Source organism: Rathayibacter sp. VKM Ac-2754 (assembly GCF_009807095.1).
Taxonomy (GTDB): domain Bacteria; phylum Actinomycetota; class Actinomycetes; order Actinomycetales; family Microbacteriaceae; genus Rathayibacter.
Genome location: NZ_WUCC01000013.1, coordinates 24,597 through 47,337, shown reverse-complemented (window position 1 = coordinate 47,337; position 22,741 = coordinate 24,597). Strand labels below are relative to the sequence as shown.

Genomic DNA, 22,741 nt, shown 5'->3' with positions numbered 1-22,741 from the left:
GTCTACTCCTCGTCGTCCCAGGTCGGGCTGTGGTCCCTGGCGTACTGGACGTAGCTGTTCGAGACGCCCTGCGGGACCATCGGCCACACCATGGAGTCGCGGCTGACGACGAAGTCGATGACGACGGGCCGGTCGTTCGTGGCGATCGCGAGGCGGATGGCGTCGTCGATCTCCTCCGGCTTGGTGACCCGGATCCCGAGCGCGCCGTAGGCCTCCGCGAGCTTCACGAAGTCGGGGACGCGGACGGTGTCGTGCCCGGTGTTCAGGTCGGTGTTCGAGTAGCGGCCCTCGTAGAACAGGGTCTGCCACTGGCGCACCATGCCGAGCGAGGAGTTGTTGATCACCGCGACCTTGATCGGGATGTCGTTGATGGTGCAGGTGGCGAGCTCCTGGTTGGTCATCTGGAAGCAGCCGTCGCCGTCGATCGCCCACACCGTGCGGTCGGGCTCGCCGACCTTCGCGCCCATGGCCGCGGGCACCGAGTAGCCCATGGTGCCGGCGCCGCCGGAGTTGAGCCACGAGTTGGGGCGCTCGTACTGGATGAACTGCGCCGCCCACATCTGGTGCTGGCCGACTCCCGAGGCGAAGACTCCCTCGGGGCCGGTGATCTCGCCGATGCGCTTGATCACGTACTGCGGCGAGAGCAGCCCGTCGACGGGCTCCGTGTAGCCGAGGGGGAACTCCTCCTGGAGTCCCTTGAGGTAGCTCCACCACTCGCCCGTGTCGGGCCGGCCGGCGTCGATCGCCCGCGTGAACGCGTCGGTGAGGTCGGGCAGGACGTCCTTGAGATCGCCCACGATGGGCACGTCGGCCGTGCGGATCTTCGAGATCTCGGCGGGGTCGATGTCGACGTGCACGACCTTGGCCTTGGGCGCGAAGAGCGCCGCCTTGCCGGTCACGCGGTCGTCGAAGCGCGAGCCGAGCGCGAGGATCAGGTCGGCCTCCTGCAGCGCGAGGACCGCGGGGACCGTGCCGTGCATCCCGGGCATGCCCAGGTGCTGCTCGTGCGAGTCGGGGAACGCACCGCGCGCCATCAGCGTGGTGACGACGGGGGCGCCCGACGCCTCGGCGAAGGCCTTCAGCTCGGCCGCCGCGCGGGCGCGGATGATGCCGCCGCCGACGTAGAGCACGGGCTTCTTCGACTCGGCCAGCAGCTGCGCCGCGGCCTGGATCTGCTTGCCGTGCGCCTTGGTGACGGGGCGGTACCCGGGCAGGTCGATCTTCGGCGGCCAGAGGAACGGCGCCTCGTTCTGCTGCGCGTCCTTCGTGATGTCGACGAGCACCGGGCCGGGGCGGCCGGTCGTCGCGATCAGGGCGGCGGAGGCGAGCGCCTGCGGGATGTCCTCGGGCTTGGTCACCAGGATGGAGTGCTTGGTGATCGGCATCGTGATGCCGACGATGTCCGCCTCCTGGAACGCGTCGGTGCCCATCAGCGTCGAGAACACCTGACCGGTGATCGCGAGCATCGGGACCGAGTCCATGTAGGCGTCCGCGATCGCGGTGACGAGGTTGGTCGCTCCGGGGCCCGACGTCGCGATGCAGACGCCGAGCTTGCCGGTCGCCGAGGCGTAGCCCTCGGCCGCGTGGCCGGCGCCCTGCTCGTGGCGGACCAGGATGTGGCGGATCTTGGACGAGTCCATCAGCGGGTCGTAGACCGGGAGGATCGCGCCGCCGGGCAGGCCGAAGACGTCCTCGATCCCGAGCATCTCGAGCGAGCGGACGACCGCCTGCGCACCGGTGAGGACCTCGGTCGCGGGGACCGATCCGGGGGTCGCGGCGGGGCGGGGTGGCTGGGGCGTCGGTGCGGCGTGCACGGCGGACGGGTCCGGTGTCATGCGGGTGTCGATTCCTTCGAAACGGTGTTCCGCCGGAGCATCGGGCGGGGTGCGGGATGCGGCGGCGAGGAGGCGCGAATGCGCGGGTCGGCCAGTGCTGCCGGGGAGGACGGCACTGCCGGGGAACGGCTACCCGGTGGTGGCGCCGACGGCCGCGGAGCGGACGAGCTTGGCGTACTTGGCGAGGACACCACGGGTGTAGCGCGGAGGGAGGGGCGCCCAGCCTTCTCGGCGGGCGGCGAGCTCGGAGTCGTCGACGAGTAGGTCGATCGAGCGAGCGGCGATGTCGACCCGAATCGGGTCGCCGTCGCGCACGAATGCGATGGGACCTGCGTCCACCGATTCGGGAGCTATGTGGCCGATGCACAGGCCGGTTGTGCCGCCTGAGAATCGTCCGTCGGTCAAGAGTAGTACATCCTTCCCGAGCCCCGCGCCCTTGATGGCGGCCGTGATGGCGAGCATCTCGCGCATCCCGGGGCCGCCCTTCGGGCCCTCGTAGCGGATCACGACCACGTCGCCGTGCTTGATCCGCCCCTCGGTGAGCGCGTCCATGGCCGCGCGCTCGCGCTCGAAGACCCGGGCGGGGCCCTCGAAGACCGAGGCGTCGAAGCCCGCCGTCTTGACGACCGCGCCCTCGGGGGCGAGCGAGCCCTTGAGCACCGTCAGCCCGCCGGTCGCGTGGATCGGGTTGTCGAGGGTGCGGATGACCTCTCCGTCGAGCGGCGCGATGTCCATCTCGGCGAGGTTCTCGGCGACCGTCTTCCCGGTCACCGTGAGGCAGTCGCCGTGCAGCAGACCCGCGTCGAGAAGCGCCTTCATGACCGCGGGGACTCCGCCGTGGCGATCGACGTCGTTCATGACGTACTTGCCGAACGGCTTGAGGTCGCCGATGTGCGGGATGGTGTCGCCGATGCGGTTGAAGTCGTCGATCGTGAGGTCGACCTCGGCCTCGTTGGCGATCGCGAGCAGGTGCAGGATGACGTTGGTGGAGCCTCCGAACGCCATGGCGACGGCGATCGCGTTCTCGAACGCCTCCTTGGTGAGGATGTCGCGCGCGGTCGTGCCGTTGCGGAGCAGCTCGACGACGGCCTCCCCCGACTTGCGGGCGAAGTAGTCGCGGCGGCGGTCGGCCGCGGCCGGCGAGGCCGATCCGGGCAGGCTCATGCCGAGCGCCTCGGCGACGCTCGCCATCGTGTTCGCGGTGTACATGCCTCCGCACGAGCCCTCGCCCGGGGCGAACGCGCACTCGATGCGCTTGGCGTCCTCCTCGGACATGATCCCGGCCTTGACGGCCCCGACCGCCTCGAAGGAGTCGATGATCGTGATGTCCTTCTCGGTGCCGTCCGAGAGCTTGACCCAGCCCGGAGCGATCGAGCCGGCGTAGACGAAGACGGCGGCGAGGTCGAGCCGGGCGGCCGCCATCAGCATTCCCGGGAGCGACTTGTCGCAGCCGGCGAGCATGACGGTGCCGTCGAGGCGCTCGGCCATCATCACGGTCTCGACGGAGTCGGCGATGACCTCGCGAGAGACGAGCGAGAAGTGCATGCCCTCGTGGCCCATCGAGATGCCGTCCGAGACCGAGACGGTGCCGAACTGCAGCGGGTACCCGCCGCCCGAGTGCACGCCCTCCTTGGCGCTGCGCGCGAGGCGCTCGAGCGAGAGGTTGCAGGGGGTGATCTCGTTCCACGAGGACGCGATACCGATCTGGGGCTTCTCCCAGTCGTCGTCGCCCATTCCGACGGCCCGCAGCATCCCGCGCGACGTCGTGGCCTCGATGCCGTCCGTGACGGTGCGCGAACGAGGCTTCCAATCGATTTCCGGCATGTGACGAGGCTACCGCCTCGCGCGCGCTCCTCCGGCTCTCCGGAGGCGGTGTCGATCGGTCGCAGACGCATCGTCGCAGTCCGGCGGTTTCAAGCGGCTAGTGCAACGGCGATGAGTTCTCTCATCTTGGCGGTGGGGCTGCGGAATCCGAGGGTTTGGCGGGGTCGGATGTTGAGGAGGCGCTGGGTTTCGGCGAGGTCGGCGTCGGTGATCGTGTTGAAGTTGAAGCCCTTGGGATAGAAGTCGCGGATGAGGCCGTTGGTGTTCTCGTTCGTGCCGCGCTGCCAGGGCGAGTGCGGGTCGCAGAAGTAGACCGGGCAGCCGGTGCGGATCGTGAACGCGGCGTGGCCGGCCATCTCGGTCCCCTGATCCCACGTGATCGTGCGGGTCAACGTTGCGGGGAGGTCCTCGATCATGCGGGCGAGGACGTCGGTCACGGTCTCGCTGTCGCGGCGTCCCGGGAGACGGCCCAGGAGCGCGAACCTGGTCGAGCGTTCCACGAGAGTGATGATCCCGGAGTTGCCCGGCCCGACCACGAGATCGCCTTCCCAGTGCCCGGGAACAGCGCGGTCCTCGGCCTCCGCCGGCCGGTCCGCGAGCAGCGCCCCCTCCAGCCACGGACGGGAGCTGCGTCGCGGGAGCTTCGACTGCGGAACACGGGTCGTGCGCCCGGAGCGGAGTGCTTTCACGACGCTCAGCTCGTGCCGGAGCGCGCCCTTCCCCTGGACATACAGGGCCTGGTAGATCGTCTCGTGCGACACGCGCATCTCCGTCCGGTCGGGGAACCGGACGGGCAGCTCTCCCGCGACCTGCTGGGGTGAGTACTTCGCCGACAGCATCGACACGACCTCCGCCCGCAACGGCTCCGAGTCGAGTTTCCCTGCCCGCGGCGTGCTGCGCGCAGCCCCTGCGCGGTGGTGCGCGAGGGACGCGTCGTAGTGCGCGACACCCCAGTGCTCGACCTGATGCCGGGCGATCTCCCGCGAGATCGTCGACGGCGCCACGTCGAGCTCTCTCGCGATGGCGCGCATCGACCATGGCCGCTCGAGCGAGCGCGCCGCGTGGATGAACGAGCGATCCGTCAACGTCAACCGCCGATACGACCGCCCTGCGTCCGACGGCTCGACCCTCGCCAGCGACCTGGTCAGGCCACCGCCCTCTCTGCCTGCCCGGAACTCCATGCCCGCGAGTTTCGCCCAGTCCGTCACCGTCACCCGCCCGACACCCAGACGCGCCCCGACGTCCAACGCCGACTCGCCACCGATCAACCCCGCATACGCCTGCGCCCGAACCGACCACGCGATCTTCCTAGCCACAACCCGACACCTTCCAGCCGAGCCGTTGCACTAGAGAACTGAAACCGCCTCCGGGACACGGGGCGTTCGTGACGGATCGGTACCGCGCGAGCACGGCGGCTCTCGATCGGTGCGTGCGTTCTCAGCGAAACCCGCGACGATCGCACCTCCGGCTCAGGAACCCGCCGCACAGTGATGGTCATGACCAGGCCTCGTGGTGTCCTCGTTCCGCTCGTCCGCACCGTCGTCGTCCTCGCCGCGGTCCCGCTGCTCGCGGGGTGCCGGGCCACCTCGGCCGGCGCGACGGACCCGTCCCCGACTCCGCCGTCCGCCGCGAGCGGCCGGGACGAGGGCGGCTCGACGGTCGACCGCAGTGACTCCGCGACCGAGGAGGCGAACCTGGCCGCCGTGCTCAGTCTCTACACGGAGGCGTTCCCCGATCCCGGGTCCTCGGAGGCTGCGGCGACGGCCGAGCGGGTCGTCGCCGCCGATGCGGTCGCGCACGGCTCAGGTCGGCAGGCGGGGCCGGGCGGACTCCTCGCAGAGTTCACCGCCGACCGCGGCCGGGTCCCGGGAGCGCAGGCGGTCGTCAAGCGCACCGCCGCCGACGGTGAGCTCGTCGCCGTGCACTACCAGGTGGCGTCCGATCCTGCCGACGAGCGGACCGGCGAGGCGGCGGTCGACCTGTTCCGCCTGGAGGGCGGCACGGTCGTCGAGCGCTGGTCCTTCGACCAGCCGATCGCGACCGGCACTCCGGCCAGCGGCAATACCAACACGATGTTCAGCGACCTCTACGACCCTCCGGCACCGGCGGTCGCTCCATCGGAGACGGAGGAGGAGAGCAACCGCGTGCTCGCCGTGAACGCCTACGACACGCTCTTCCGCGACCAGGACGTCTCGATCCTCGACACGGCGTTCGACCCCGCCTACCTCCAGCACAACCCGGTCGCTCCGAACGGGACGGAGGCCTTGAAGTCGCTCTTCTCGGGGTCGGCGACGTTCCCGCCGCAGGAGTCGGTCGTCTCCCTCGGTGACGGCGACCTGGTCTGGACCTTCTCGCAGAGCGTGGGAGCGGAGCCGGGCGACCCCGTCCTGGCGGCGGACGTCTTCCGAGTCGACGACGGCCTCATCCGCGAGCACTGGGACGTGGTGCCGGCGGCCGACTGAGTCCGGAGCGAGGCCCGCTAGTCGGTCGCCGAGCGGAACTCCGCCAGCAGCGACAGCGCGTGCGCGACCTGCTCGGGGCCGCGGACGCGGTAGCCGGCCGAGGTCGTGCCCTCGCCGCTCTTGATGCCGACGTCGCCGGTGCGCATGACGGCGAAGGCGTCCTCGTCGGTCACGTCGTCGCCCGCGTAGAGCACGGCCGTCGCGCCGGTGTAGCGGCGGAGGTGCTCGACGGCCTCCCCCTTCGTGGTGGAGCGGACCGAGAACTCGAGGACGTTCTTGCCCTCGCGGACGTGGACGCCCTCGACCTCGGCGCGCGCCTCCGAGAGGGCGACGACGTGGGCGACCCGGCTGTGCCTGTCGGTGGCGAGGCGGGTGTGCAGGGCGAAGCCGGCGGGCTTGTCCTCGATCCAGACGTTGTCGATGCCGCGGGCGATGCCCTTCAGCACGTCCTCGAGCACGTCGACCCTGGCCTGCTCGGAGGGGTCCAGGCGCACGGCGTCCTCGTCGGGGTCGAGACGGATCTCGACGCCGTGCGAGCCGACGAGGAGGGCCTCGTCGGGGAGCTGCGCGACCTCCTCGAGGCTCTCGAGCGCGCGTCCCGAGACGAGGGCGACGCGGGTTCCGGGCAGGGCGAGCAGGCGGAGCACGGCCTCGCGCGCCTCGGGGAGGGCACGGGCGCGCGCGGGCTCGTCGACCTCGGGCGCCAGCGTGCCGTCGAAGTCGAGGGCGACGAGGAGCCGCTCGGTGGCGGCGAGCTCGCGCAGGGCGACCACGAGACGGTCCGGGACGCCGGGCTGGTGCGGCACACCGGGCACGGGGATCACGGTGCTCATCGCGCGTCCTCCGCCTCGCGGGCGACCGCGGCGAGGCCGTACGCGGCGTCCTGGTCGTGCTCGGCCTCCTGGCCGAGCGGCGCCTCCTGGCCCCTCGCGGCCGGACGCACGTCGAGCTGCTGGCCCTCGGCGTGCTCGGCCAGCGCGGCGAGGAAGCTGGCCGACCAGCGCGCGACGTCGTTCTCGAGGACGCGGCGGCGCAGCGCCCGCATCCGCCGGGTGCGCTCGACCTTCGGCATCCGAGCCGCCGCCTCGATCGCGTCCTTGAGACCCGAGATGTCGTGCGGGTTGACCTGCACGGCCTGCTTGAGCTCGTCGGCGGCGCCGGTGAACTCGCTCAGCACGAGCACGCCGTCGTTGTCGAAGCGGGAGGCGACGTACTCCTTGGCGACGAGGTTCATGCCGTCGCGCAGGGCCGTCACGAGCATGACGTCGGCGGCGAGGTAGAGGGCGACCATCTCCTCCCGCGGGTAGCCGTGGTGCAGGTAGCTGATCGCCGGATTGCCGATGGTGCCGTAGTCGCCGTTGATGCGGCCGACCTGCAGCTCGATGTCGTCGCGGAGCTGCTTGTAGGTCTCGACGCGCTCGCGGCTCGGGCTGGCGACCTGCACGAGGACGGCGTCGTCGGTGCTGAGCCGCCCGTCGGCCAGCAGCTCGCCGAAGGCCTTCAGACGGTGGCCGATGCCCTTGGTGTAGTCGAGGCGGTCGACGCCGAGCATGACCGTCTGCGGGTCGCCCAGGTCGTGGCGGATCTGCCGCGCGCGCTCCTGGATCTCGGGGCTGCGCGCCATCTCCTCGAAGGAGGCGGCGTCGATCGAGATCGGGAAGTGCCTGGCGACCACCGGCCGCACGCTCGCCCCTCGGCGGGAGCGGTTGACGCGGCGGGTGCCGCTCACCGCCTCCTCCTCGACCGGGACCTCGACCACGGTGCTGCGGGTGTCGTAGCCGAGCAGCCGGCGGACCGCGCGGAGGAAGCTGCCCGCGTCGCCCTGGCGCTGGAAGCCGATGACGTCGGCCCCGAGCAGCCCCTCGACGATCTGCTTGCGCCACGGGAGCTGCGCGAAGATGCCGTAGGGCGGGAACGGGATGTGGTTGAAGAAGCCGATCGTCACGTCGGGCCGGAGCTCGCGGAGCATCTTCGGCACGAGCTGCAGCTGGTAGTCCTGCACCCAGACGACTCCGCCGTCCTCGGTCACCGCGGCGGCCGCCTCGGCGAAGCGGCGGTTGACGCGGACGTAGGCGTCCCACCAGTCGCGGTGGTAGGTGGGCGGTGCGATCACGTCGTGGTAGAGCGGCCAGAGCGTGTCGTTCGAGAAGCCCTCGTAGTAGTCCTCGAGCTCCTGGGCGCTGAGGGCGACGGGCACGATCTGCACCCCGTCGTTCTCGAAGGGCGCGACCTCCTCGTCGGCGACTCCTGGCCAGCCGACCCAGGCGCCGGCGTTGGCGTGCATCACCGGCTCGAGCGCGGTGACCAGGCCACCGGGCGAGGTCTTCCACGAGGCCGTCCCGTCCTCGGCGACCACGCGGTCGACGGGGAGGCGGTTGGAGACCACGACGAACGCGTTGCGGGGTGCCGCGGCGTTCTCGAGAGGGTCGGAGGCAGTGTTCGGAAGAATGGTGTTCCCCATCGTCGGTCGAGCCGTCTCTTACGGGCCGAGGCTAGCAGCCCCTCCCGGACGACTGCCGGGTATCAGGCCTGCGTGAGAGCGAGCGCGAGCACCGCTCCGCCGACGGTCGGGACGACCGCGACGAGGCCGAGCAGCGCGTACTGGCGCCACGAGATGCTGACGCCCAGGGCGGTCAGGCGCTGGTGCCAGAGCAGCGTCGCGAGGGACGCCCACGGAGTGATCAGCGGCCCGGCGTTCACGCCGATCAGCAGCGCGACGAGGCGCACCGGATCCGACGCGACCGGCTCGAGGGCGAGGTAGGCGGGCAGGTTGTCGACCAGGTTCGCCGCGACCGCTCCCGAGCCCGCCAGCCGGAGCAGATCGCCGACTCCGCTCCCCTCGCCGGCCACCACGGCGAGCGCCGTCCCGAGTCCGAGCTGGTGCGCCGCCTCCATCGCGATGAAGAGGCCGGAGGCGAAGACGACCAGCTGCCAGGGCAGGAGCGACCAGCGCAGCGCCCCGCGCCGGCGCACCGCGAAGAGCACCACGAGGGCGAGGGCGGCCACCGCCGCGGGGATCCACACCTCGAGCCCCGAGACGAGCGCGGGCAGCAGCAGGGCGACGACGACTCCCGCGCCGAGGAGGAGGACGCGGTCCTCGACCGGGGTGCGGACGCCCGCCACGTAGCGGCCCGCCAGCTCGCGGCGGTAGCGGACGGCCAGGATCAGCACGGGCACCGCGGCGGCGACGAGCGCGGGCAGGGCGGTCAGGGCGGCGAACGCGAGCGGGCCGTCGACGCCGAGCCGTCGCTCCGCGAGCAGGTTCGTCAGGTTGGAGACGGGCAGCAGGAGCGAGGCGCAGTTCGCCAGCCACACCGTCGCCATCGCGAAGGGCAGCGGAGAGACCTTCACGTGCGCCGCGAGCAGCACCACCACCGGTGTGAGCAGCACCGCCGTGGTGTCGAGAGAGAGGAACACCGTGCTGACGATCGCCATCGCCACCACCAGGAGCCACAGCCCCGCTGTGCGACCGCGCCCCCAGACCGCGGCGCGCTCGGCGACCACGGTGAAGACCCCCGCCTCCGAGGCCAGCTCGGCCACGACCGTCACGGCGACGACGAACGCGAGGATGGGAGCCGTGCGCTCCACCAGCTCGCCCAGCGCGTCCAGCGGGAGGACGCCCGTGACGACGGCGACGCCTCCGAGCACGAGGAGCACCGCCCCGATCACCGCCGTGCGCATGACGTACCCGTTCCTCTCGGCGCCGACCGTCGTCGGTGGCGGTCCACCGTAGCGGGCCGAACCACCGTGCGGTGTCAACCGTCCCTGAGAGCCCGATCAGCCCGCTAGCGTCGTCATGAACACGGGAGGCAATCGATGCGCAAGTTCATCCTCAACTCGAGCGTCATCAGCGCGATGGTCGGCGGCTGGTCCATTCTCCAGACGACCCGCAAGGGTCCGCGCGACTGGCGTCTGGCTCTGCAGTGGGTCAGCTGGGCGATCGCCGTCGCGGTCGCACTCGGCTCGGTCTCGTACGACTCCAAGGAGCTCGCGAAGGAGTCGAAGGGCAAGAAGCGCGACCGCTGAGCGGCCGCTCCCCCGCCCCCTGACGCGCCGCGTGCCGCGGCCGCGGCGTGTCAGCCCGGCTCGTCCCCGTGACCCGGCGACACTGGTGTCCATACCGCCAGGTGCACGGGAAACGGGGTTCGTCATGAGGTTTCGTCTGAGGCGCCGCCAGCCGGCCCCCGAGGTCGTCGCGGCTCCCGCGCTCACGCAGGACGAGCTCTTCGCCGTCGTGCACGAGCGCCTCGCGGCGTTCGTCGGAGCCGAGGGCGCCTGGGTCGTCACCCGTCGCAGCCACGACGACCGGGATCCGATCTTCCACGGCATGCTCGCGCGCTCGCTCGCACACGAGCTCTCCTCCGCGATCCAGGCGCAGCAGCTCCGCGCCGGCGTGGAGGCCACCTCGAGCCCGATCACCGAGGCGATCCCCGTGATGACCGCGTCGACTCCCCCGGTGACCGCGACCGAGCCCGCGGCCCTGACCTGGGACCCGCAGCCGATCGCCGTCTGGGCCGATCCGGCGCAGTCCGAGCGCGCCGACGCCCCGGCCGCCGCCGACTCCGCCCGCTGAGCCCGCCGTCGCCGGGTCACGCGTCTTCAGCAGCAGGACGGCGTCCCGCCGCCAGCATGCTGATCGAGTAGCCCGCGCCGCGGGCGTATCGAGATCCACGTCCTTCAGACGGTGAGGGCAGACGCCTCATCGGCTGAAGCTGGTGGGTCTCGATACGCCCCTGCGGGGCTGCGGGCTCGAACAGCATGCTGGCAGCGGGCGCCGCTCCTGCGGGCAGTGCCGGGCGGCGACGTCGCCGGTCAGACGGTCGGCCAGGCCTCGGGGCCGCGGCTGCCGGCGGCGTAGTCGTCGAGGGGCACGGCGTCCGAGCGCCACGCGTCGATCGCGGGCTGCACGATCCGCCAGCACTCCTCGGCCGCGTCGCCGCGGACCGAGAGCGACGGGTCGTCGTCGAGGATCCCCGAGATGACCTCGCCGTAGGCGAGCAGCTCGCCGGCACCGAAGGTCGCGTCGAGCGAGGCGCGCTCGAGCGAGTAGGGATCACCCGGGCCGTTGATGTTCAGCTCGAGCGACATCTGGTCGGGAGCCAGGAACAGCCGCAGCACCGAGGGCTCCTCGGTGCCGTGGAAGCCCGCCGGCAGGTGCGGCACGGGCTTGAAGCGGATGACCACCTCGCGGCGGCGCTCCCCCAGCGCCTTGCCCGAGCGCAGCGTGAACGGCACGCCCGACCAGCGCCAGGTGTCGATCTCGACGGTCAGCTCGGCGAGGGTCTCGGTGCCCCGCTCGGGGTCGACGCCCTGCTCGTCGACGTAGGCGGGCAGCTCCCGGCCGTCGATCGTGCCCGCGGTGTAGCGGGCCCGGCGCGAGCTCTCCGCGGGGTCGTCCCCGAGGAGGCGAGTCGCCCGCAGCACGATCCCCTTCGCGTCGCGGAGGTCGGCCGCGTCGAGCGTCGACGGCGGCTCCATCGCCACGACGGCGAGCACCTGCAGGAGGTGGCTCTGGATCATGTCGATCATCGCACCGGCGCCGTCGTAGTAGCCGGCGCGCCCCTCCAGGCCGAGCTGCTCGTCGTAGACGATGGCCACGCTCTCGATGTGCTCGGACGACCAGAGCGGCTCGAGGATGCGGTTGGCGAAGCGCAGCCCCAGCATGTTCATCACCGTCGCGCGCCCGAGGAAGTGGTCGACGCGGTGGATGCGGTCCTCGGGGACCAGGGCCGCGAGCCGCTCGTTGAGCGCGCGGGCGCCGGCCTCGTCGGTGCCGAACGGCTTCTCGAGAGCGAGCACGGTCCCCTCCGGCAGCTCGTGCTCTGCCAGCGCGTCGCACGCCTTCGCGGCGATCGCCGGAGGCAGCGCGAAGTAGACGGCGACGGGGCCGTCGCAGCTCGCGAGCAGGTCGGCGAGCGCCTCCGCATCGGTGACGTCGATCTGCTGGTAGCGGGTGCCCGCGACGAGCTGGTCGATACCGGTGCCGGTCGACTCCTCGGTGCCGAACGACGCGGAGACCACCTCGTGCCAGTGCTCCTGGGTCCAGTCCTCTCGACCGGCGCCGACCAGCTGGAGGCGGCGCTCGGGCTCGCGGGTGAGCAGCTGCCCCACAGCGGGCAGCAGGAGGCGGGAGGACAGGTCCCCCGTCGCGCCGAGGATGAGCAGCGTGGAGACCGATTGAGGCATGCGGCTCACCCTAGAGGGCTCTCGCAGCGCGTCTCTCGGCCTTGACTGGGAGACCACGGTGTCCGCCCGACATGCAGGCGCGTCCTGAGAGGATCAGCCCATGGTCTCCCCGATCGAGGACTACGCCGTCCTCTCCGACTGCCGCACCGCCGCCCTCGTCTCCCGCGACGGCGGGATCGACTGGCTCTGCCTCCCCCGCTTCGACTCCGCCTCGATCTTCGGTGCGCTGCTGGGCGGCGACGACCAGGGCCGCTGGTCGCTGCGTCCGCTCGAGGCCGATGCCACCGTCGAGCGCCACTACCTGGGCGAGACGCTCGCGCTGGTCACGCGCTGGACCACCTCCACCGGAGTCGTCGAGGTGCTCGACGTGATGCCGCTGCGCGACGAGCGCGCCGAACTGGTCCGGCGCGTCCGGGGCGTCTCGGGCACGGTGCGGATGCGCCAGGAGCTGCGCATCCGCTTCGACTACGCGCGGACGCTGCCGTGGGTGCGCCAGGAGGGCACGGACGAGGATCCGCTGCTCGTCGCGGTCGCCGGCCCCGACGCGGTCGTGGTGCGCGGCATGCGCCTGACGGCCACCGACCATGTGCACTCCGCCGAGTTCGACGTGGCCGCGGGCGAGACGGTCGACCTCTCGATGGCCTGGTTCCCGTCGCATCGCCGGGCCCCCAAGCGGCTCGACGTCGACAGCGCCCTCGAGCGCACGATCTCGTGGTGGAGCACGTGGGCGGAGTCGATCCGCTACGACGGACCTCACCGCGAGGCCGTCGTCCGCTCGCTGCTCACCCTCCGCGCCCTGACCGACGACGAGACCGGCGGCATCGTCGCGGCGGCGACCACCTCGCTCCCCGAGCAGTTCGGCGGGAGCCGCAACTGGGACTACCGCTACGTGTGGCTCCGCGACGCCTCGCTGACGCTGCAGGCGCTGCTCGCGCACGGCTTCGAGCAGGAGGCCGAGAAGTGGCGCGCGTGGCTGCTGCGCGCGGTCGCGGGCGCCCCCGAGGACGTGCAGATCATGTACGGGCTCGCCGGCGAGCGCGATCTGCTCGAGCGCACCATGCCGAGCCTGCCCGGCTACGACGGCGCCTCGCCGGTGCGGATCGGCAACGCGGCGGTCGATCAGTACCAGGCCGACGTCATCGGCGAGGTCATGGTCGCGCTGCACGAGGCGCGGCTCGCGGGGGTCGACGAGACCGAGTTCTCCTGGCCCCTCCAGCGGGCGCTGCTCGGCTACGTCGAGGACAACTGGCAGCGGCCCGACAACGGCATCTGGGAGATCCGGGGCGAGCCCCGGCACTTCACCCACTCGCGGGTGATGATCTGGGCGGCGCTGGATCGGGGCGTCCGCGCCGTCCGCGAGTACGGGCTCGAGGGGTCCCTCGAGACGTGGGAGGCGCTGCGCGATCGGGTGCGGGCCGAGATCGAGGCGCAGGGCTTCGACGCCGACCGCGGCCACTTCGTGCAGTCGTACGGATCGAGCGAGGTCGACGCGTCGCTCCTGGTCCTGCCCATGGTCGGCTTCGTCGAGGCCGACGATCCGCGGATGCTCGGCACCGTCGCCGAGCTCGAGCGGGTCCTGCTGCAGGACGGGCTGCTGCACCGCTACCGCACCGAGTCGTCGGTCGACGGACTCGCCGGCGGCGAGCATCCGTTCGTCGCGTGCTCGTTCTGGCTCGTGCGGCAGTACGCGTACTCGGGCCGGATCGACGACGCCCAGGCCCTGATGACGCGGCTGGTCGGGCTCTGCAACGACGTCGGGCTGCTCTCGGAGGAGTACGACGTCGAGCAGCGCCGGCACGCGGGCAACACCCCGCAGGCGCTCTCGCACCTGGCGCTGGTGCAGGCGGCCGACGCGATCGCGGCGAACCGATGAGCGCGCGTCGCCGGCGACGGCCCCTCCGCCTCGTCCTGCTGATCGTGGGCGGGCTCCTGGCGGTCGCGGTGCTGGGCTTCCTGACCTGGTCGTCGATCGTGATGGGCCCCGACGAGGAGGCGCTCGCGGGCGTCCGCACGGACGCCGGCGTCAGCGTCGAGCGCACCCCCTCGGCGATCGTGATGACGCCGACCGCCGCCTCCTCCAGCAGCGATCTGGCCGGGACGGGTCTCGTCTTCGTCCCGGGCGCCAAGGTCGACGCGCAGTCGTACGAGGCCACACTCGCCCCGCTCGTCGACGAGGGCGCGACGGTGGTGATCACCCGTCCGATCCTCAACCTCGCGTTCTTCGACCTGCGCTCGCTCGAGAGCTTCACGCAGCAGGCCGACGGCGTCGACCGCTGGCTCGTCGGCGGGCACTCGCTCGGCGGCGTCAAGGCGTGCCAGTGGGCCGAGGATCCCGAGGTGGCGGGGCTCGTGCTCTTCGGGAGCTACTGCGCGAACGACCTCTCCGAGTCCGGGCTCCCCGTCCTGAGCGTCAGCGGCTCGGAGGACGGCCTGAGCACCCCCGCGAAGGTCGACGCCGCCCGCGACCAGCTCCCGGCCGACGCCGACCTGGTCGAGATCGACGGGGCGAACCACGCCGACTTCGGCTGGTACGGCCCGCAGCCCGGCGACGGCACGGCGACGATCAGCCACGAGGAGGCGGACCGCGCGATCACCGACGCCGTCACGGAGTTCCTCGCCGGCCTCGCTTGACCTCGAGTGCACTCGAGGTCGTAGGTTGACGCCGTGTCCACCAGCCGAACCGCTCCCGAGCGGACCGATGACAGCGCGCTCTCGATCTCGGAGGTCGCCGCCGTCACCGGTCTCACCGTGCACACGCTGCGGTACTACGAGCAGGCGGGGCTCATGCTCGACGCGATCGAGCGCGCCTCGTCCCGTCACCGCCGCTACCGCCCCGCGGACATCGGCTGGGTCGACTTCCTGACCAGGCTGCGCTCGACGGGGATGCCGATCGCGCGCATCCGCGAGTACGCGGAGCTGGTCAGGATCGGACCGGACAGCGAACCCGAGCGCCTCGCGCTCCTCCAGGCGCACCGCGCCGACGTGGAGGCGCAGCTCGCCCGGACGCACGCCGGCCTCGTCGCGATCGACATCAAGATCGCGGCGTACCAGGAGAGGACCACCGCCCCATGAAGACCATCACCCTCGGATCCGGCCCTGCCGCCCTCCACGTCTCCCGCCTCGGCCTCGGCGCCATGGGCATGTCGGACTACTACACCGGTGCCGGCACCGACGACGCGGAGTCGATCCGCACGATCCACCGCGCCCTCGATCTCGGCGTCACCTTCGTCGACACCGCCGAGATCTACGGCCCCTACACGAACGAGGAGCTGGTCGGCCGCGCGCTGGCCGGCCGCCGCGACGAGGTGGTGCTGGCCAGCAAGTTCGGCATCATGCTCCACCGCACCACCGGCGAGCGGGGTCTCGACGGTTCGCCCGATAACCTCCGGCTCGCGGTCGAGGGGTCCCTCCGCCGCCTCGGCACCGACCGCATCGACCTCTACTACCAGCACCGGATGGACCCGAGCGTCCCCGTCGAGGACACGGCGGGCGCCTTCGCCGAGCTGATCCAGGAGGGCAAGATCCTGGCCTACGGCCTGTCGGAGGCGGCACCCGCGACGATCCGCCGCGCGCACGCCGTCCACCCGGTCACCGCCCTGCAGTCGGAGTACTCGCTCTGGACCCGCGACCCCGAGGCCGAGGTGCTCCCGGTGCTGCGCGAGCTCGGCATCGGCTTCGTGCCCTACTCGCCGCTGGGCCGCGGCTTCCTCACCGGCGCGATCCGCTCGGTCGACGCCCTCGGAGCGGACGACTTCCGGCGCGACAACCCGCGCTTCGCAGGCGGCGCACTCGAGGCGAACCTCCGGATCGTGGAGGAGGTCGACCGGGTGGCCGCCGAGGCGGACGCCACCCCCGCCCAGGTGGCGCTCGCCTGGCTGCTCGCCCAGGGCGACGACATCGCCCCGATCCCCGGGACCAAGCGGGTGTCGCGGATCGAGGAGAACGCCGCGGCCGACGCGCTCGAGCTCACCGACGAGCAGCTCGCCGCGCTCGGCGCGGTCGAGGCGCCGGTCGGCGACCGGTACGCCGACATGTCGTCCATCGGGCGCTGAGCGGCCGGGCCGATCGGCCTGCGCTACTCCTTCTTCGGAGTGTCGCGCAGGTCGATCAGGCCCGTGAACAGGGCGCCGCGCTCGTTCGACGCGCGGTCGCCCGAGAACAGGTTGTCGGGCGACGAGTGCGCGTGCGTGCGGGGCGCGACACCTGCGCTCTGCTCCTGGGGCTGCTGCATCTCGACGCGCTGGCGCGGCAGGGCGACGGGGTCGCTCTCGTGCAGCCAGGTGACGAGCCGCTCGCGGACGTAGCAGCGCAGGTCGAACAGCGTGGGCGCGTCCTTGGCGGTCACGAGCACGCGGATGCGGACGTACCCGCCGACGGCGTCCGTCACCTGCAGCACGCTCACCCGCTGGTCCCAGAGGTCGGTCTCCTCGAGGATCCGGTGCAGCTCCTCCCGCATCTCGTCGGGCCGCACGCGCCAGTCGAGGTCGAGCTCGACGGCGCCGAGCAGCTCGGATCCGGTGCGGGTCCAGTTCTGGAACGGCTGGGTGGTGAAGTAGTTGGTCGGCAGCACGAGGCGGCGGTCGTCCCACAGGTGCACGACGACGTAGGTCAGCGTGATCTCCTCGATCCGCCCCCACTCGCCCTCGACGATCACGACGTCGTCGAGGCGGATCGCGTCGCTGAAGGCGAGCTGCATCCCCGCGAAGATGTTGGTCAGGCTCGACTGCACCGCGAGGCCGGCCACGATCGAGAGCACACCGGCCGAGGCGAGCACGCTCGCGCCCGCGGTCCGCGCCTCGGGGAAGGTCAGGAGAGAGGCTCCGAGCGCGACCACGACGACCGCGGCGACGGCCACCCGCCGGATGATCGTCATCTGCGTGCGGAGGCGCCGAGCGCGCCGGTTGTCGGCGGTGTCGGTGCGGTAGCGCTCGGCGCCGAGATCCTCGAGGAAGACGAAGAGCGCCCCGACGAGCCACGCCGCCGCTCCGATCGTCGCGATCTGGAAGATCCGGTCGACCAGACCCGGCCAGACCTCGCCCGACACGGTCGCGGCGAGCGCCACCCAGACGGCGATGGTGATCAGGAGCACCCGGAAGGGGATCCGCACGCGGCGGATGAGCAGGCGCGCCCAGGTCTTGCGCTTGCCGATCGAGCGGACGACGAGCGCCACCAGGGCGGTGACGACGACGGCGACGACGACGGCGATGACCACGGCCAGCGCGATCGTGCCGATCTCGGAGAGGACGTCTTCGGGCATGAGTGCCTTTCGTTCGGCGTGGCCTGCGTGGGGGTGCCTGCAGAGAGGCGATCCGGAGCTCGACGCTGAACGACGAAACGCCCGTCTCGGCGATGATGCCGGGGCGAGCGTTTCGGAGGGTGCACCCCCTCGGACTTGAACCGAGAACCCACTGATTAAGAGTCAGTTGCTCTGCCGATTGAGCTAGAGGTGCGTTCGGACCGGCGAACAGTGCATGCCGAACCGAGGGATAACACTAGGTGACTCATGCGCGGTTCGTCAAATCGGCGGGCCGGCGGCGGTGCCGGGGTCCTCGAGGGCCCCGCCGGTATCGTGGAACCCGTGACTCTCGACGACGACCTCCGCCTCGCCCTCCGTCTCGCCGACGCCGCCGACGCGATCTCCCGCGAGCGGTTCCGCGCTCTCGACCTCGTCGTCACCACCAAGCCCGACCACACGCCCGTGACCGACGCCGACCGCGCGGTCGAGGAGGCGATCCGCGGGCTGCTCGAGGCCGAGCGCCCCGACGATTCGATCCTCGGTGAGGAGTTCGGCACCTCGGGCGGCGACCCCCGGCGGCAGTGGATCCTCGATCCGATCGACGGCACCGCCCACTTCCTGCGCGGCGTGCCGATCTGGGCGACGCTGATCGCCCTCGCCGTCGACGGGGTGCCGGTGGTCGGAGTCGTCTCCTCCCCCGCGCTCGGCAAGCGCTGGTGGGCGGCGACGGGATCGGGCGCGTGGGTGCTCGACGGCGCGGAGCCGCGCCGCATCCGCGTCTCGCAGGTCGCCGATCTCGCCGACGCGACCTTCAGCTACAACAGCATCCAGCAGTGGGACGGAGCCGGCCGCCTCGAGCAGCTCCTCGAACTCGCCCGCTCGGTCTTCCGCGATCGCGCGTACGGCGATGCCTGGGCCTACATGCTCGTCGCCGAGGGCCTCATCGACGGCGCGGGCGAGTTCGACGTGAAGCCCTACGACCTGGCGGCGCTCGTGCCGATCGTCGAGGAGGCGGGCGGCCGGTTCACCTCCGTCGACGGCGAGCCGGGGCCGTGGCACGGCAGCGCCCTCGCGACCAACGGCGTCCTGCACGACACCGTGCTCCGCATCGCGGCGCGCCGATGAGGCGGCGCACCGGCGCGCTGATCGCGGTGGCGCTCGCGCTGCCCCTCGCGGGCTGCTCCTCCGTGGTCGGCTCCGGCGCTCCGGAGGCGGTGCGCGACGAGGGCGGAGTGGTGGTGACCGCGGGCGTCGGCGACGCGTTCTCGGTCCGCAAGGGCGACTGCCTGCTCGAGCCCGACGACGATCGCGTCGCCGACGTCGACCTCGTCCCCTGCGCGGACGTGCACGACCTCGAGGTCTTCCACGCCTTCGCGCAGCCCGGCGCCGACTACACCAGCAGGAACACGCTCCTCGCCCAGGCCGAGGCCGCCTGCGAGCCCGAGTTCCCGCCCACCATCGGGATCGCCTACGGCGACTCCGCCCTCGAGTACCGCAGCTTCGTCCCCTCCGAGGTCAGCTGGCGCCACGGCGACCGCACCGTCTTCTGCGCGGTGTTCGACCCGACCACCGGACCCGCCGCGGGCAGCCTCTTCGGGGCCGCCCGCTAGGGCGTGTCGCCCGCCGACCTCCCGCCGAGGAAGCGGGCGAACCAGCGGGCGCTCGTCTTGAGCGTGCGGCGCTGCGTCTCGTAGTCGACGTGCACGAGGCCGAAGCGCCGCGTGTAGCCCCAGGCCCACTCGAAGTTGTCCATCAGTGACCAGACGAAGTAGCCGCGCAGGGGCAGCCCCCGCTCGACCGCCTTCCGGCAGGCCGCCACGTGCTGCTCGAGGTACGCCGTCCGCTCGGGATCGTGGATCGAGCCGTCCGGCTCCACGACATCGTCGTAGGCCGAGCCGTTCTCGGTCACGACGAGCGGCAGCGACGGCGCGAGCGCATTCGCCTGGGCCAGCACGTCCAGCAGACCGTCGGGATGGATCTCCCAGCCCATCCGGGTCCGCGGCGCACCGGTGTCGACGAACTCGACCGACTCGCTGCCGGGGTAGGAGCTCGCCTCCGCCGACTCCGTACCGGTGCGGACCGTGTGGCGGCTGTAGTAGTTGATGCCGAGGAAGTCGATCGGTGCCGCGATCGCCGCGAGGTCCTCCGCCGGCGCGTGCTCCGCGAACCACTCCCGCTCGCCGAGGTCGGCGAGCACGTCCTCGGGGTACGCGCCCGTCAGCACGGGGTCGAGGAAGAGCCGGTTGCCCAGGCCGTCGATGCGGCGCGCGGCGTCCCGGTCGGCGGCGCTGTCGGAGGCGGCGCGCACCGAGTAGAGGTTGAGCGTGATGCCCACGGAGGCGTCGGGCACGGCCTCGCGGACGCGCGGGAGCGCGAGCCCGTGCCCGAGCAGCAGGTGGTGCGCCGCGCGGGCGGCCGCCGTGCCCTCCGTCCGCCCCGGCGCGTGCACGCCGCTCGCGTAGCCGAGGAACGACGAGCACCACGGCTCGTTCAGGGTGATCCAGTCGGTGACGACGTCGCCCAGCGACTCGGCGACGAGCGCGGCGTAGTCGGCGAAGCGCAGCGCGGTGTCGCGCTCGAGCCAGCCGCCGCGCTCCTCGAGCGCCTGCGGGAGGTCCCAGTGGTAGAGCGTCGCCCACGGCGTCACTCCCCGCTCGAGCAGGCCCTCCGCGAGCCGACGGTAGAAGCCGATGCCGGCGGCGTTCGCCGCGCCGGTGCCCTCGGCCTGGATCCGCGACCACGAGATCGAGAAGCGGTAGGCGTCGACACCGAGGTCGGCCATGATCGCGGTGTCCTCGCCGAAGCGGTGGTAGTGGTCGTCGGCCGGGTCGCCCGTGCGACCGTCGGCGATGGCGCCGGGTGTGCGGGCGAAGGCGTCCCAGATGCTGTCGCCCCGGCCGTCCTCGGCCACGGCGCCCTCGATCTGGTACGCCGCCGTCGCCGTGCCCCAGACGAAGTCGGCGGGGAAGTCGCTGCGGTGCACGTCAGGCCTCCTTCGACGGAGCGAGCCAGTCGCCGTCGCCGTTCTCGCTGAGGGCGATCAGGATGTCGTCTCGCTCGATGCCGAGCTCGGCGAGCCGCTCGACGATCAGGGCGGCGCCGCGCTGCTTCACCTCGGGGCTGTAGCCGGTGTAGGCGAGGATCTGGACGAACACGATGTCGGTCCTGTCGGCGTCGGGGAACGTCCGGCTGTAGAACAGGTCGCCCTGCGCGTGCAGCTGGAAGATCTGGAACAGGTCGTCGGCCGGCATCTCCCAGCCGTCGACGAGCGCGCTGTGGATCGCGGCGCTCATCTGCGGGCGGAGGTCGGCGAGGGGCTCGTGCATGTCGATGCGGACGAGAGGCATGGTGACTCGATTCGTGAGAGGTGTGGTGTGCAGGAATGACGCGGGTCAGGTCGACGGCGCGTCGAGCCAGTTGTCGGGCGTCGGCAGGTGCGACTCGAGCTCGGCCCAGAACTCGTCCGGGAGCTCGATCTCGGCGGCGGCGAGCGTCGGGGTGAGGCGCTCGATCCGGCTGATCCCGACGACGGTGGAGCCGATCCGCTCCTGCCGGGTCGAGAACCTGATCGCGGCGGTCGCGAGATCGGTGCCCCAGGCGCGGCAGACCCGCCGGAGCGACTCCACGGCGGCCAGCGTCGCGGGCGACGCCTCCCGGTAGCCGTAGCGCGTGATCCTCCCGGTCGGATCGGCCAGGATGCCGCCGCCCAGGACCGCCGCGTTGACGACTCCGACCCCGAGCTCGGCCGCCCGCTCGAGGAGCGGACCGGCGCTGCGGTCGACGAGGGTCCACCGGTTGTGCACGAGGACGACGTCGAAGACGCCGAGCTCGAGGTAGCGGCTCATCTCGCGGACGTCGCCGCCCGCGAGACCGAGCGAGCCGATCTCTCCGCTCTCCCTCGCCGCGACCAGCGCCTCGAGAGCGCCGCCCGGGCCCGTGATCGCCGCGAAGTCGTGGTACTCCGGGTCGTGCAGGTGGACGAGGGGCAGCGGGTCGATGCCGAGGCGGGTGCGGCTCTCCTCCAGCGAGCGCCGCACGCGGTCGCCGCTGTAGTCGTCGCCGCTCGGATCGACCTTGGTGATCACGACGACGTCGTCGGGGAGCCCGCCGTGCTCCGCGATGCCCGCTCCGATCCGCTGCTCGCTCCGGCCCGCCGAGTACCCGTTCGACGTGTCGATCGTCCTGATCGGACTGTCGAGCACCGCCCGGACCAGGTCGATCGCGTCCCGCTCCGCGACGTCGTAGCCGAAGTTCTCGGGCATGCTGCCGAGCGGTCCGCCGCCGAGAGTGATCGGGCTCACGCGCAGACCCGTCGCCCCGAGCGGGCGGAGGCTCCCCGTCGCCGTCATTCCGCTGCCACGGCGTGGACGAGGCCGTCGGCGTCGGAGTAGTAGTCGACCCCGTCGAGCGTCCCGACCGGCTGCGCCGTCGCGGGCACGGTGCCGACGAACTCGGCGGCCACGAAGCCCGGTGCGCGCAGCTGGGGGGCGCGGTGCGACTTCTCGGCCCGCTCGTAGGTGAAGATCTCGAGGGAGCTGTCGCCGTCGCGCAGGAAGTCGATCTCGAAGCCGCGCGGGTCGCTGGGCTGGTGGATGCCCGACATCCGCCGGTAGCCGAGGCCCGCGAAGTAGTCCCTCGTCCGCGCGAGATCCGAGACGGTCTCGGCGACGTGGTCGAAGCGGGGGCGCGAGGGGGTGCCGAGTCCCCAGTCGCGGTCGACCGCGTCCCGGTCGTAGACCTCGTGGTACTGCAGCGGTCCCTCGACGAGCTCGAGGAGGGTGCCGTCCGGGTCGTAGAAGAAGGTGATGCGGACGTCGCCCTCGGCGTGGATCGGCTCGAGCTGGAAGGGGACGCCGGCGGCGTGGAGCGCCTCGACCCGGTCGTCGAGGTCGGCCACCTTGAAGCCGACGTGACGGAATCCCGCCTGGAGGTCGTCCGGCTCGAAGCTGCTGGCCTCGGCCTCGTCGAGGCGGGCGAGGCGGAGGGTCGCGGTGACGGCGTCGAGGACGGCGGCGTCCGCGCTCGCCTCGACGACCTCGACGCCGAGGAAGCGCGTGTAGAAGTCGACCGAGCGGTCGATGTCGGCGACGTTGAGGAGGACGGATCGAATGGCCACAGGTGCCGGTCCTTTCGTGAGGGTGAGCGGATGCTCGTGGGCGCGGCGGAGCCGCAGGGTCTCGGAGTGAGACGGGGCACGC

At 71.9% G+C, this 22,741-nt stretch carries 21 protein-coding genes and 1 tRNA gene; 9 read left to right on the top strand and 13 right to left on the bottom strand.

Going from position 1 to position 22,741, the window contains the following annotated elements; genetic code table 11:
* Positions 1–2: 2 nt before the first annotated feature.
* From GRS92_RS17080 to GRS92_RS17070, 3 genes are all read right to left on the bottom strand, one after another.
* The gene (locus GRS92_RS17080) at positions 3–1,835 is read right to left on the bottom strand and encodes an acetolactate synthase large subunit (protein ID WP_159858924.1); all 1,833 of its coding nucleotides are present in this window, start codon (positions 1,833–1,835) and stop codon (positions 3–5) included.
* Between the two features lie 129 nt (positions 1,836–1,964).
* Entirely contained in the window at positions 1,965–3,659 is a 1,695-nt protein-coding gene (ilvD, locus tag GRS92_RS17075; RefSeq protein ID WP_159858921.1) for a dihydroxy-acid dehydratase, read from the bottom strand.
* Between the two features lie 89 nt (positions 3,660–3,748).
* Positions 3,749–4,975, bottom strand: a complete 1,227-nt coding sequence (locus GRS92_RS17070) for an IS30 family transposase (RefSeq protein ID WP_204162424.1) — start codon at positions 4,973–4,975, stop codon at positions 3,749–3,751.
* Positions 4,976–5,155: 180 nt separating this feature from the next.
* Between GRS92_RS17070 and GRS92_RS17065 the strand changes: the two genes are divergently transcribed.
* Entirely contained in the window at positions 5,156–6,121 is a 966-nt protein-coding gene (locus tag GRS92_RS17065) for a nuclear transport factor 2 family protein (protein ID WP_204162423.1), read from the top strand.
* Between the two features lie 17 nt (positions 6,122–6,138).
* On the opposite strand, the gene otsB is transcribed toward GRS92_RS17065, so the two are convergent.
* The 3 genes from otsB to GRS92_RS17050 all read right to left on the bottom strand — a co-directional run bounded on the left by otsB (position 6,139) and on the right by GRS92_RS17050 (position 9,802).
* A complete protein-coding gene (gene otsB, locus GRS92_RS17060; protein WP_159858915.1) occupies positions 6,139–6,954 on the bottom strand; it encodes a trehalose-phosphatase in 816 nt (271 codons plus the stop codon).
* Complete coding sequence (locus GRS92_RS17055; protein ID WP_159858912.1) at positions 6,951–8,582, bottom strand: alpha,alpha-trehalose-phosphate synthase (UDP-forming); 1,632 nt, start codon at positions 8,580–8,582, stop codon at positions 6,951–6,953. The genes otsB and GRS92_RS17055 overlap by 4 nt, the downstream gene beginning before the upstream one ends.
* A 62-nt stretch (positions 8,583–8,644) precedes the next feature.
* Entirely contained in the window at positions 8,645–9,802 is a 1,158-nt protein-coding gene (locus GRS92_RS17050; RefSeq protein ID WP_159858909.1) for an SLC13 family permease, read from the bottom strand.
* Positions 9,803–9,937: 135 nt separating this feature from the next.
* Between GRS92_RS17050 and GRS92_RS17045 the strand changes: the two genes are divergently transcribed.
* Positions 9,938–10,147, top strand: coding sequence for a hypothetical protein (locus GRS92_RS17045; RefSeq protein ID WP_056042160.1), 210 nt, complete (start codon positions 9,938–9,940; stop codon positions 10,145–10,147).
* Positions 10,148–10,271: 124 nt separating this feature from the next.
* A complete protein-coding gene (locus GRS92_RS17040; protein WP_159858906.1) occupies positions 10,272–10,694 on the top strand; it encodes a hypothetical protein in 423 nt (140 codons plus the stop codon).
* A 239-nt stretch (positions 10,695–10,933) separates the two neighbouring features.
* Here GRS92_RS17040 and GRS92_RS17035 read toward each other — a convergent pair whose 3' ends face one another.
* A complete protein-coding gene (locus GRS92_RS17035) occupies positions 10,934–12,307 on the bottom strand; it encodes a glucose-6-phosphate dehydrogenase (RefSeq protein ID WP_204162061.1) in 1,374 nt (457 codons plus the stop codon).
* 100 nt (positions 12,308–12,407) lie between these two features.
* On the opposite strand from GRS92_RS17035, the gene GRS92_RS17030 reads away from it, so the two are divergent.
* The 4 genes from GRS92_RS17030 to GRS92_RS17015 are packed head-to-tail and all read left to right on the top strand — an operon-like array spanning position 12,408 to position 16,359.
* Positions 12,408–14,180 (top strand): glycoside hydrolase family 15 protein, encoded by a 1,773-nt coding sequence (locus GRS92_RS17030; protein WP_159858900.1) that lies wholly within the window; start codon positions 12,408–12,410, stop codon positions 14,178–14,180.
* Positions 14,177–14,938, top strand: coding sequence for an alpha/beta hydrolase (locus GRS92_RS17025; RefSeq protein ID WP_159858897.1), 762 nt, complete (start codon positions 14,177–14,179; stop codon positions 14,936–14,938). The genes GRS92_RS17030 and GRS92_RS17025 overlap by 4 nt, the downstream gene beginning before the upstream one ends.
* A 33-nt stretch (positions 14,939–14,971) precedes the next feature.
* Positions 14,972–15,379 carry a MerR family transcriptional regulator gene (locus GRS92_RS17020; protein WP_159858894.1) on the top strand — a complete coding sequence of 136 codons (408 nt, stop codon included), beginning with the start codon at positions 14,972–14,974 and terminating at the stop codon, positions 15,377–15,379.
* Entirely contained in the window at positions 15,376–16,359 is a 984-nt protein-coding gene (locus GRS92_RS17015; protein ID WP_159858891.1) for an aldo/keto reductase, read from the top strand. The genes GRS92_RS17020 and GRS92_RS17015 overlap by 4 nt, the downstream gene beginning before the upstream one ends.
* A 23-nt stretch (positions 16,360–16,382) precedes the next feature.
* Here GRS92_RS17015 and GRS92_RS17010 read toward each other — a convergent pair whose 3' ends face one another.
* On the bottom strand, positions 16,383–17,564 hold the full coding sequence (locus GRS92_RS17010; protein ID WP_159858888.1) for a mechanosensitive ion channel family protein: 1,182 nt from the start codon (positions 17,562–17,564) through the stop codon (positions 16,383–16,385).
* A gap of 120 nt (positions 17,565–17,684) precedes the next feature.
* A tRNA-Lys gene (locus GRS92_RS17005) sits at positions 17,685–17,757 on the bottom strand.
* A 128-nt stretch (positions 17,758–17,885) separates the two neighbouring features.
* On the opposite strand from GRS92_RS17005, the gene hisN reads away from it, so the two are divergent.
* A complete protein-coding gene (hisN, locus tag GRS92_RS17000) occupies positions 17,886–18,668 on the top strand; it encodes a histidinol-phosphatase (RefSeq protein ID WP_442966247.1) in 783 nt (260 codons plus the stop codon).
* The gene (locus GRS92_RS16995; RefSeq protein WP_159858882.1) at positions 18,665–19,153 is read left to right on the top strand and encodes a septum formation family protein; all 489 of its coding nucleotides are present in this window, start codon (positions 18,665–18,667) and stop codon (positions 19,151–19,153) included. The genes hisN and GRS92_RS16995 overlap by 4 nt, the downstream gene beginning before the upstream one ends.
* Here GRS92_RS16995 and GRS92_RS16990 read toward each other — a convergent pair.
* The 4 genes from GRS92_RS16990 to GRS92_RS16975 are packed head-to-tail and all read right to left on the bottom strand — an operon-like array spanning position 19,150 to position 22,659.
* Positions 19,150–20,526: a GH1 family beta-glucosidase gene (locus GRS92_RS16990; protein ID WP_159858879.1), complete on the bottom strand. Its 1,377-nt coding sequence runs from the start codon at positions 20,524–20,526 to the stop codon at positions 19,150–19,152. The two genes, GRS92_RS16995 and GRS92_RS16990, sit on opposite strands and share 4 nt — an antisense overlap.
* Position 20,527: 1 nt before the next feature.
* Entirely contained in the window at positions 20,528–20,890 is a 363-nt protein-coding gene (locus tag GRS92_RS16985) for a tautomerase family protein (RefSeq protein WP_159858876.1), read from the bottom strand.
* A gap of 45 nt (positions 20,891–20,935) precedes the next feature.
* Positions 20,936–21,844 carry an aldo/keto reductase gene (locus tag GRS92_RS16980; RefSeq protein WP_327437456.1) on the bottom strand — a complete coding sequence of 303 codons (909 nt, stop codon included), beginning with the start codon at positions 21,842–21,844 and terminating at the stop codon, positions 20,936–20,938.
* A gap of 44 nt (positions 21,845–21,888) precedes the next feature.
* Positions 21,889–22,659, bottom strand: a complete 771-nt coding sequence (locus tag GRS92_RS16975) for a VOC family protein (protein ID WP_159858870.1) — start codon at positions 22,657–22,659, stop codon at positions 21,889–21,891.
* Between the last annotated feature and the right edge of the window lie 82 nt (positions 22,660–22,741).

Coding starts and splice junctions, on each gene's coding strand:
- GRS92_RS17080 (WP_159858924.1), bottom strand. CDS start 1,835: ATGACACCGGACCCGTCCGCCGTGCACGCCGCACCGACGCCCCAGCCA.
- ilvD (WP_159858921.1), bottom strand. CDS start 3,659: ATGCCGGAAATCGATTGGAAGCCTCGTTCGCGCACCGTCACGGACGGC.
- GRS92_RS17065 (WP_204162423.1), top strand. CDS start 5,156: ATGACCAGGCCTCGTGGTGTCCTCGTTCCGCTCGTCCGCACCGTCGTC.
- otsB (WP_159858915.1), bottom strand. CDS start 6,954: ATGAGCACCGTGATCCCCGTGCCCGGTGTGCCGCACCAGCCCGGCGTC.
- GRS92_RS17055 (WP_159858912.1), bottom strand. CDS start 8,582: ATGGGGAACACCATTCTTCCGAACACTGCCTCCGACCCTCTCGAGAAC.
- GRS92_RS17050 (WP_159858909.1), bottom strand. CDS start 9,802: ATGCGCACGGCGGTGATCGGGGCGGTGCTCCTCGTGCTCGGAGGCGTC.
- GRS92_RS17045 (WP_056042160.1), top strand. CDS start 9,938: ATGCGCAAGTTCATCCTCAACTCGAGCGTCATCAGCGCGATGGTCGGC.
- GRS92_RS17040 (WP_159858906.1), top strand. CDS start 10,272: ATGAGGTTTCGTCTGAGGCGCCGCCAGCCGGCCCCCGAGGTCGTCGCG.
- GRS92_RS17035 (WP_204162061.1), bottom strand. CDS start 12,307: ATGCCTCAATCGGTCTCCACGCTGCTCATCCTCGGCGCGACGGGGGAC.
- GRS92_RS17030 (WP_159858900.1), top strand. CDS start 12,408: ATGGTCTCCCCGATCGAGGACTACGCCGTCCTCTCCGACTGCCGCACC.
- GRS92_RS17025 (WP_159858897.1), top strand. CDS start 14,177: ATGAGCGCGCGTCGCCGGCGACGGCCCCTCCGCCTCGTCCTGCTGATC.
- GRS92_RS17015 (WP_159858891.1), top strand. CDS start 15,376: ATGAAGACCATCACCCTCGGATCCGGCCCTGCCGCCCTCCACGTCTCC.
- GRS92_RS17010 (WP_159858888.1), bottom strand. CDS start 17,564: ATGCCCGAAGACGTCCTCTCCGAGATCGGCACGATCGCGCTGGCCGTG.
- GRS92_RS16995 (WP_159858882.1), top strand. CDS start 18,665: ATGAGGCGGCGCACCGGCGCGCTGATCGCGGTGGCGCTCGCGCTGCCC.
- GRS92_RS16985 (WP_159858876.1), bottom strand. CDS start 20,890: ATGCCTCTCGTCCGCATCGACATGCACGAGCCCCTCGCCGACCTCCGC.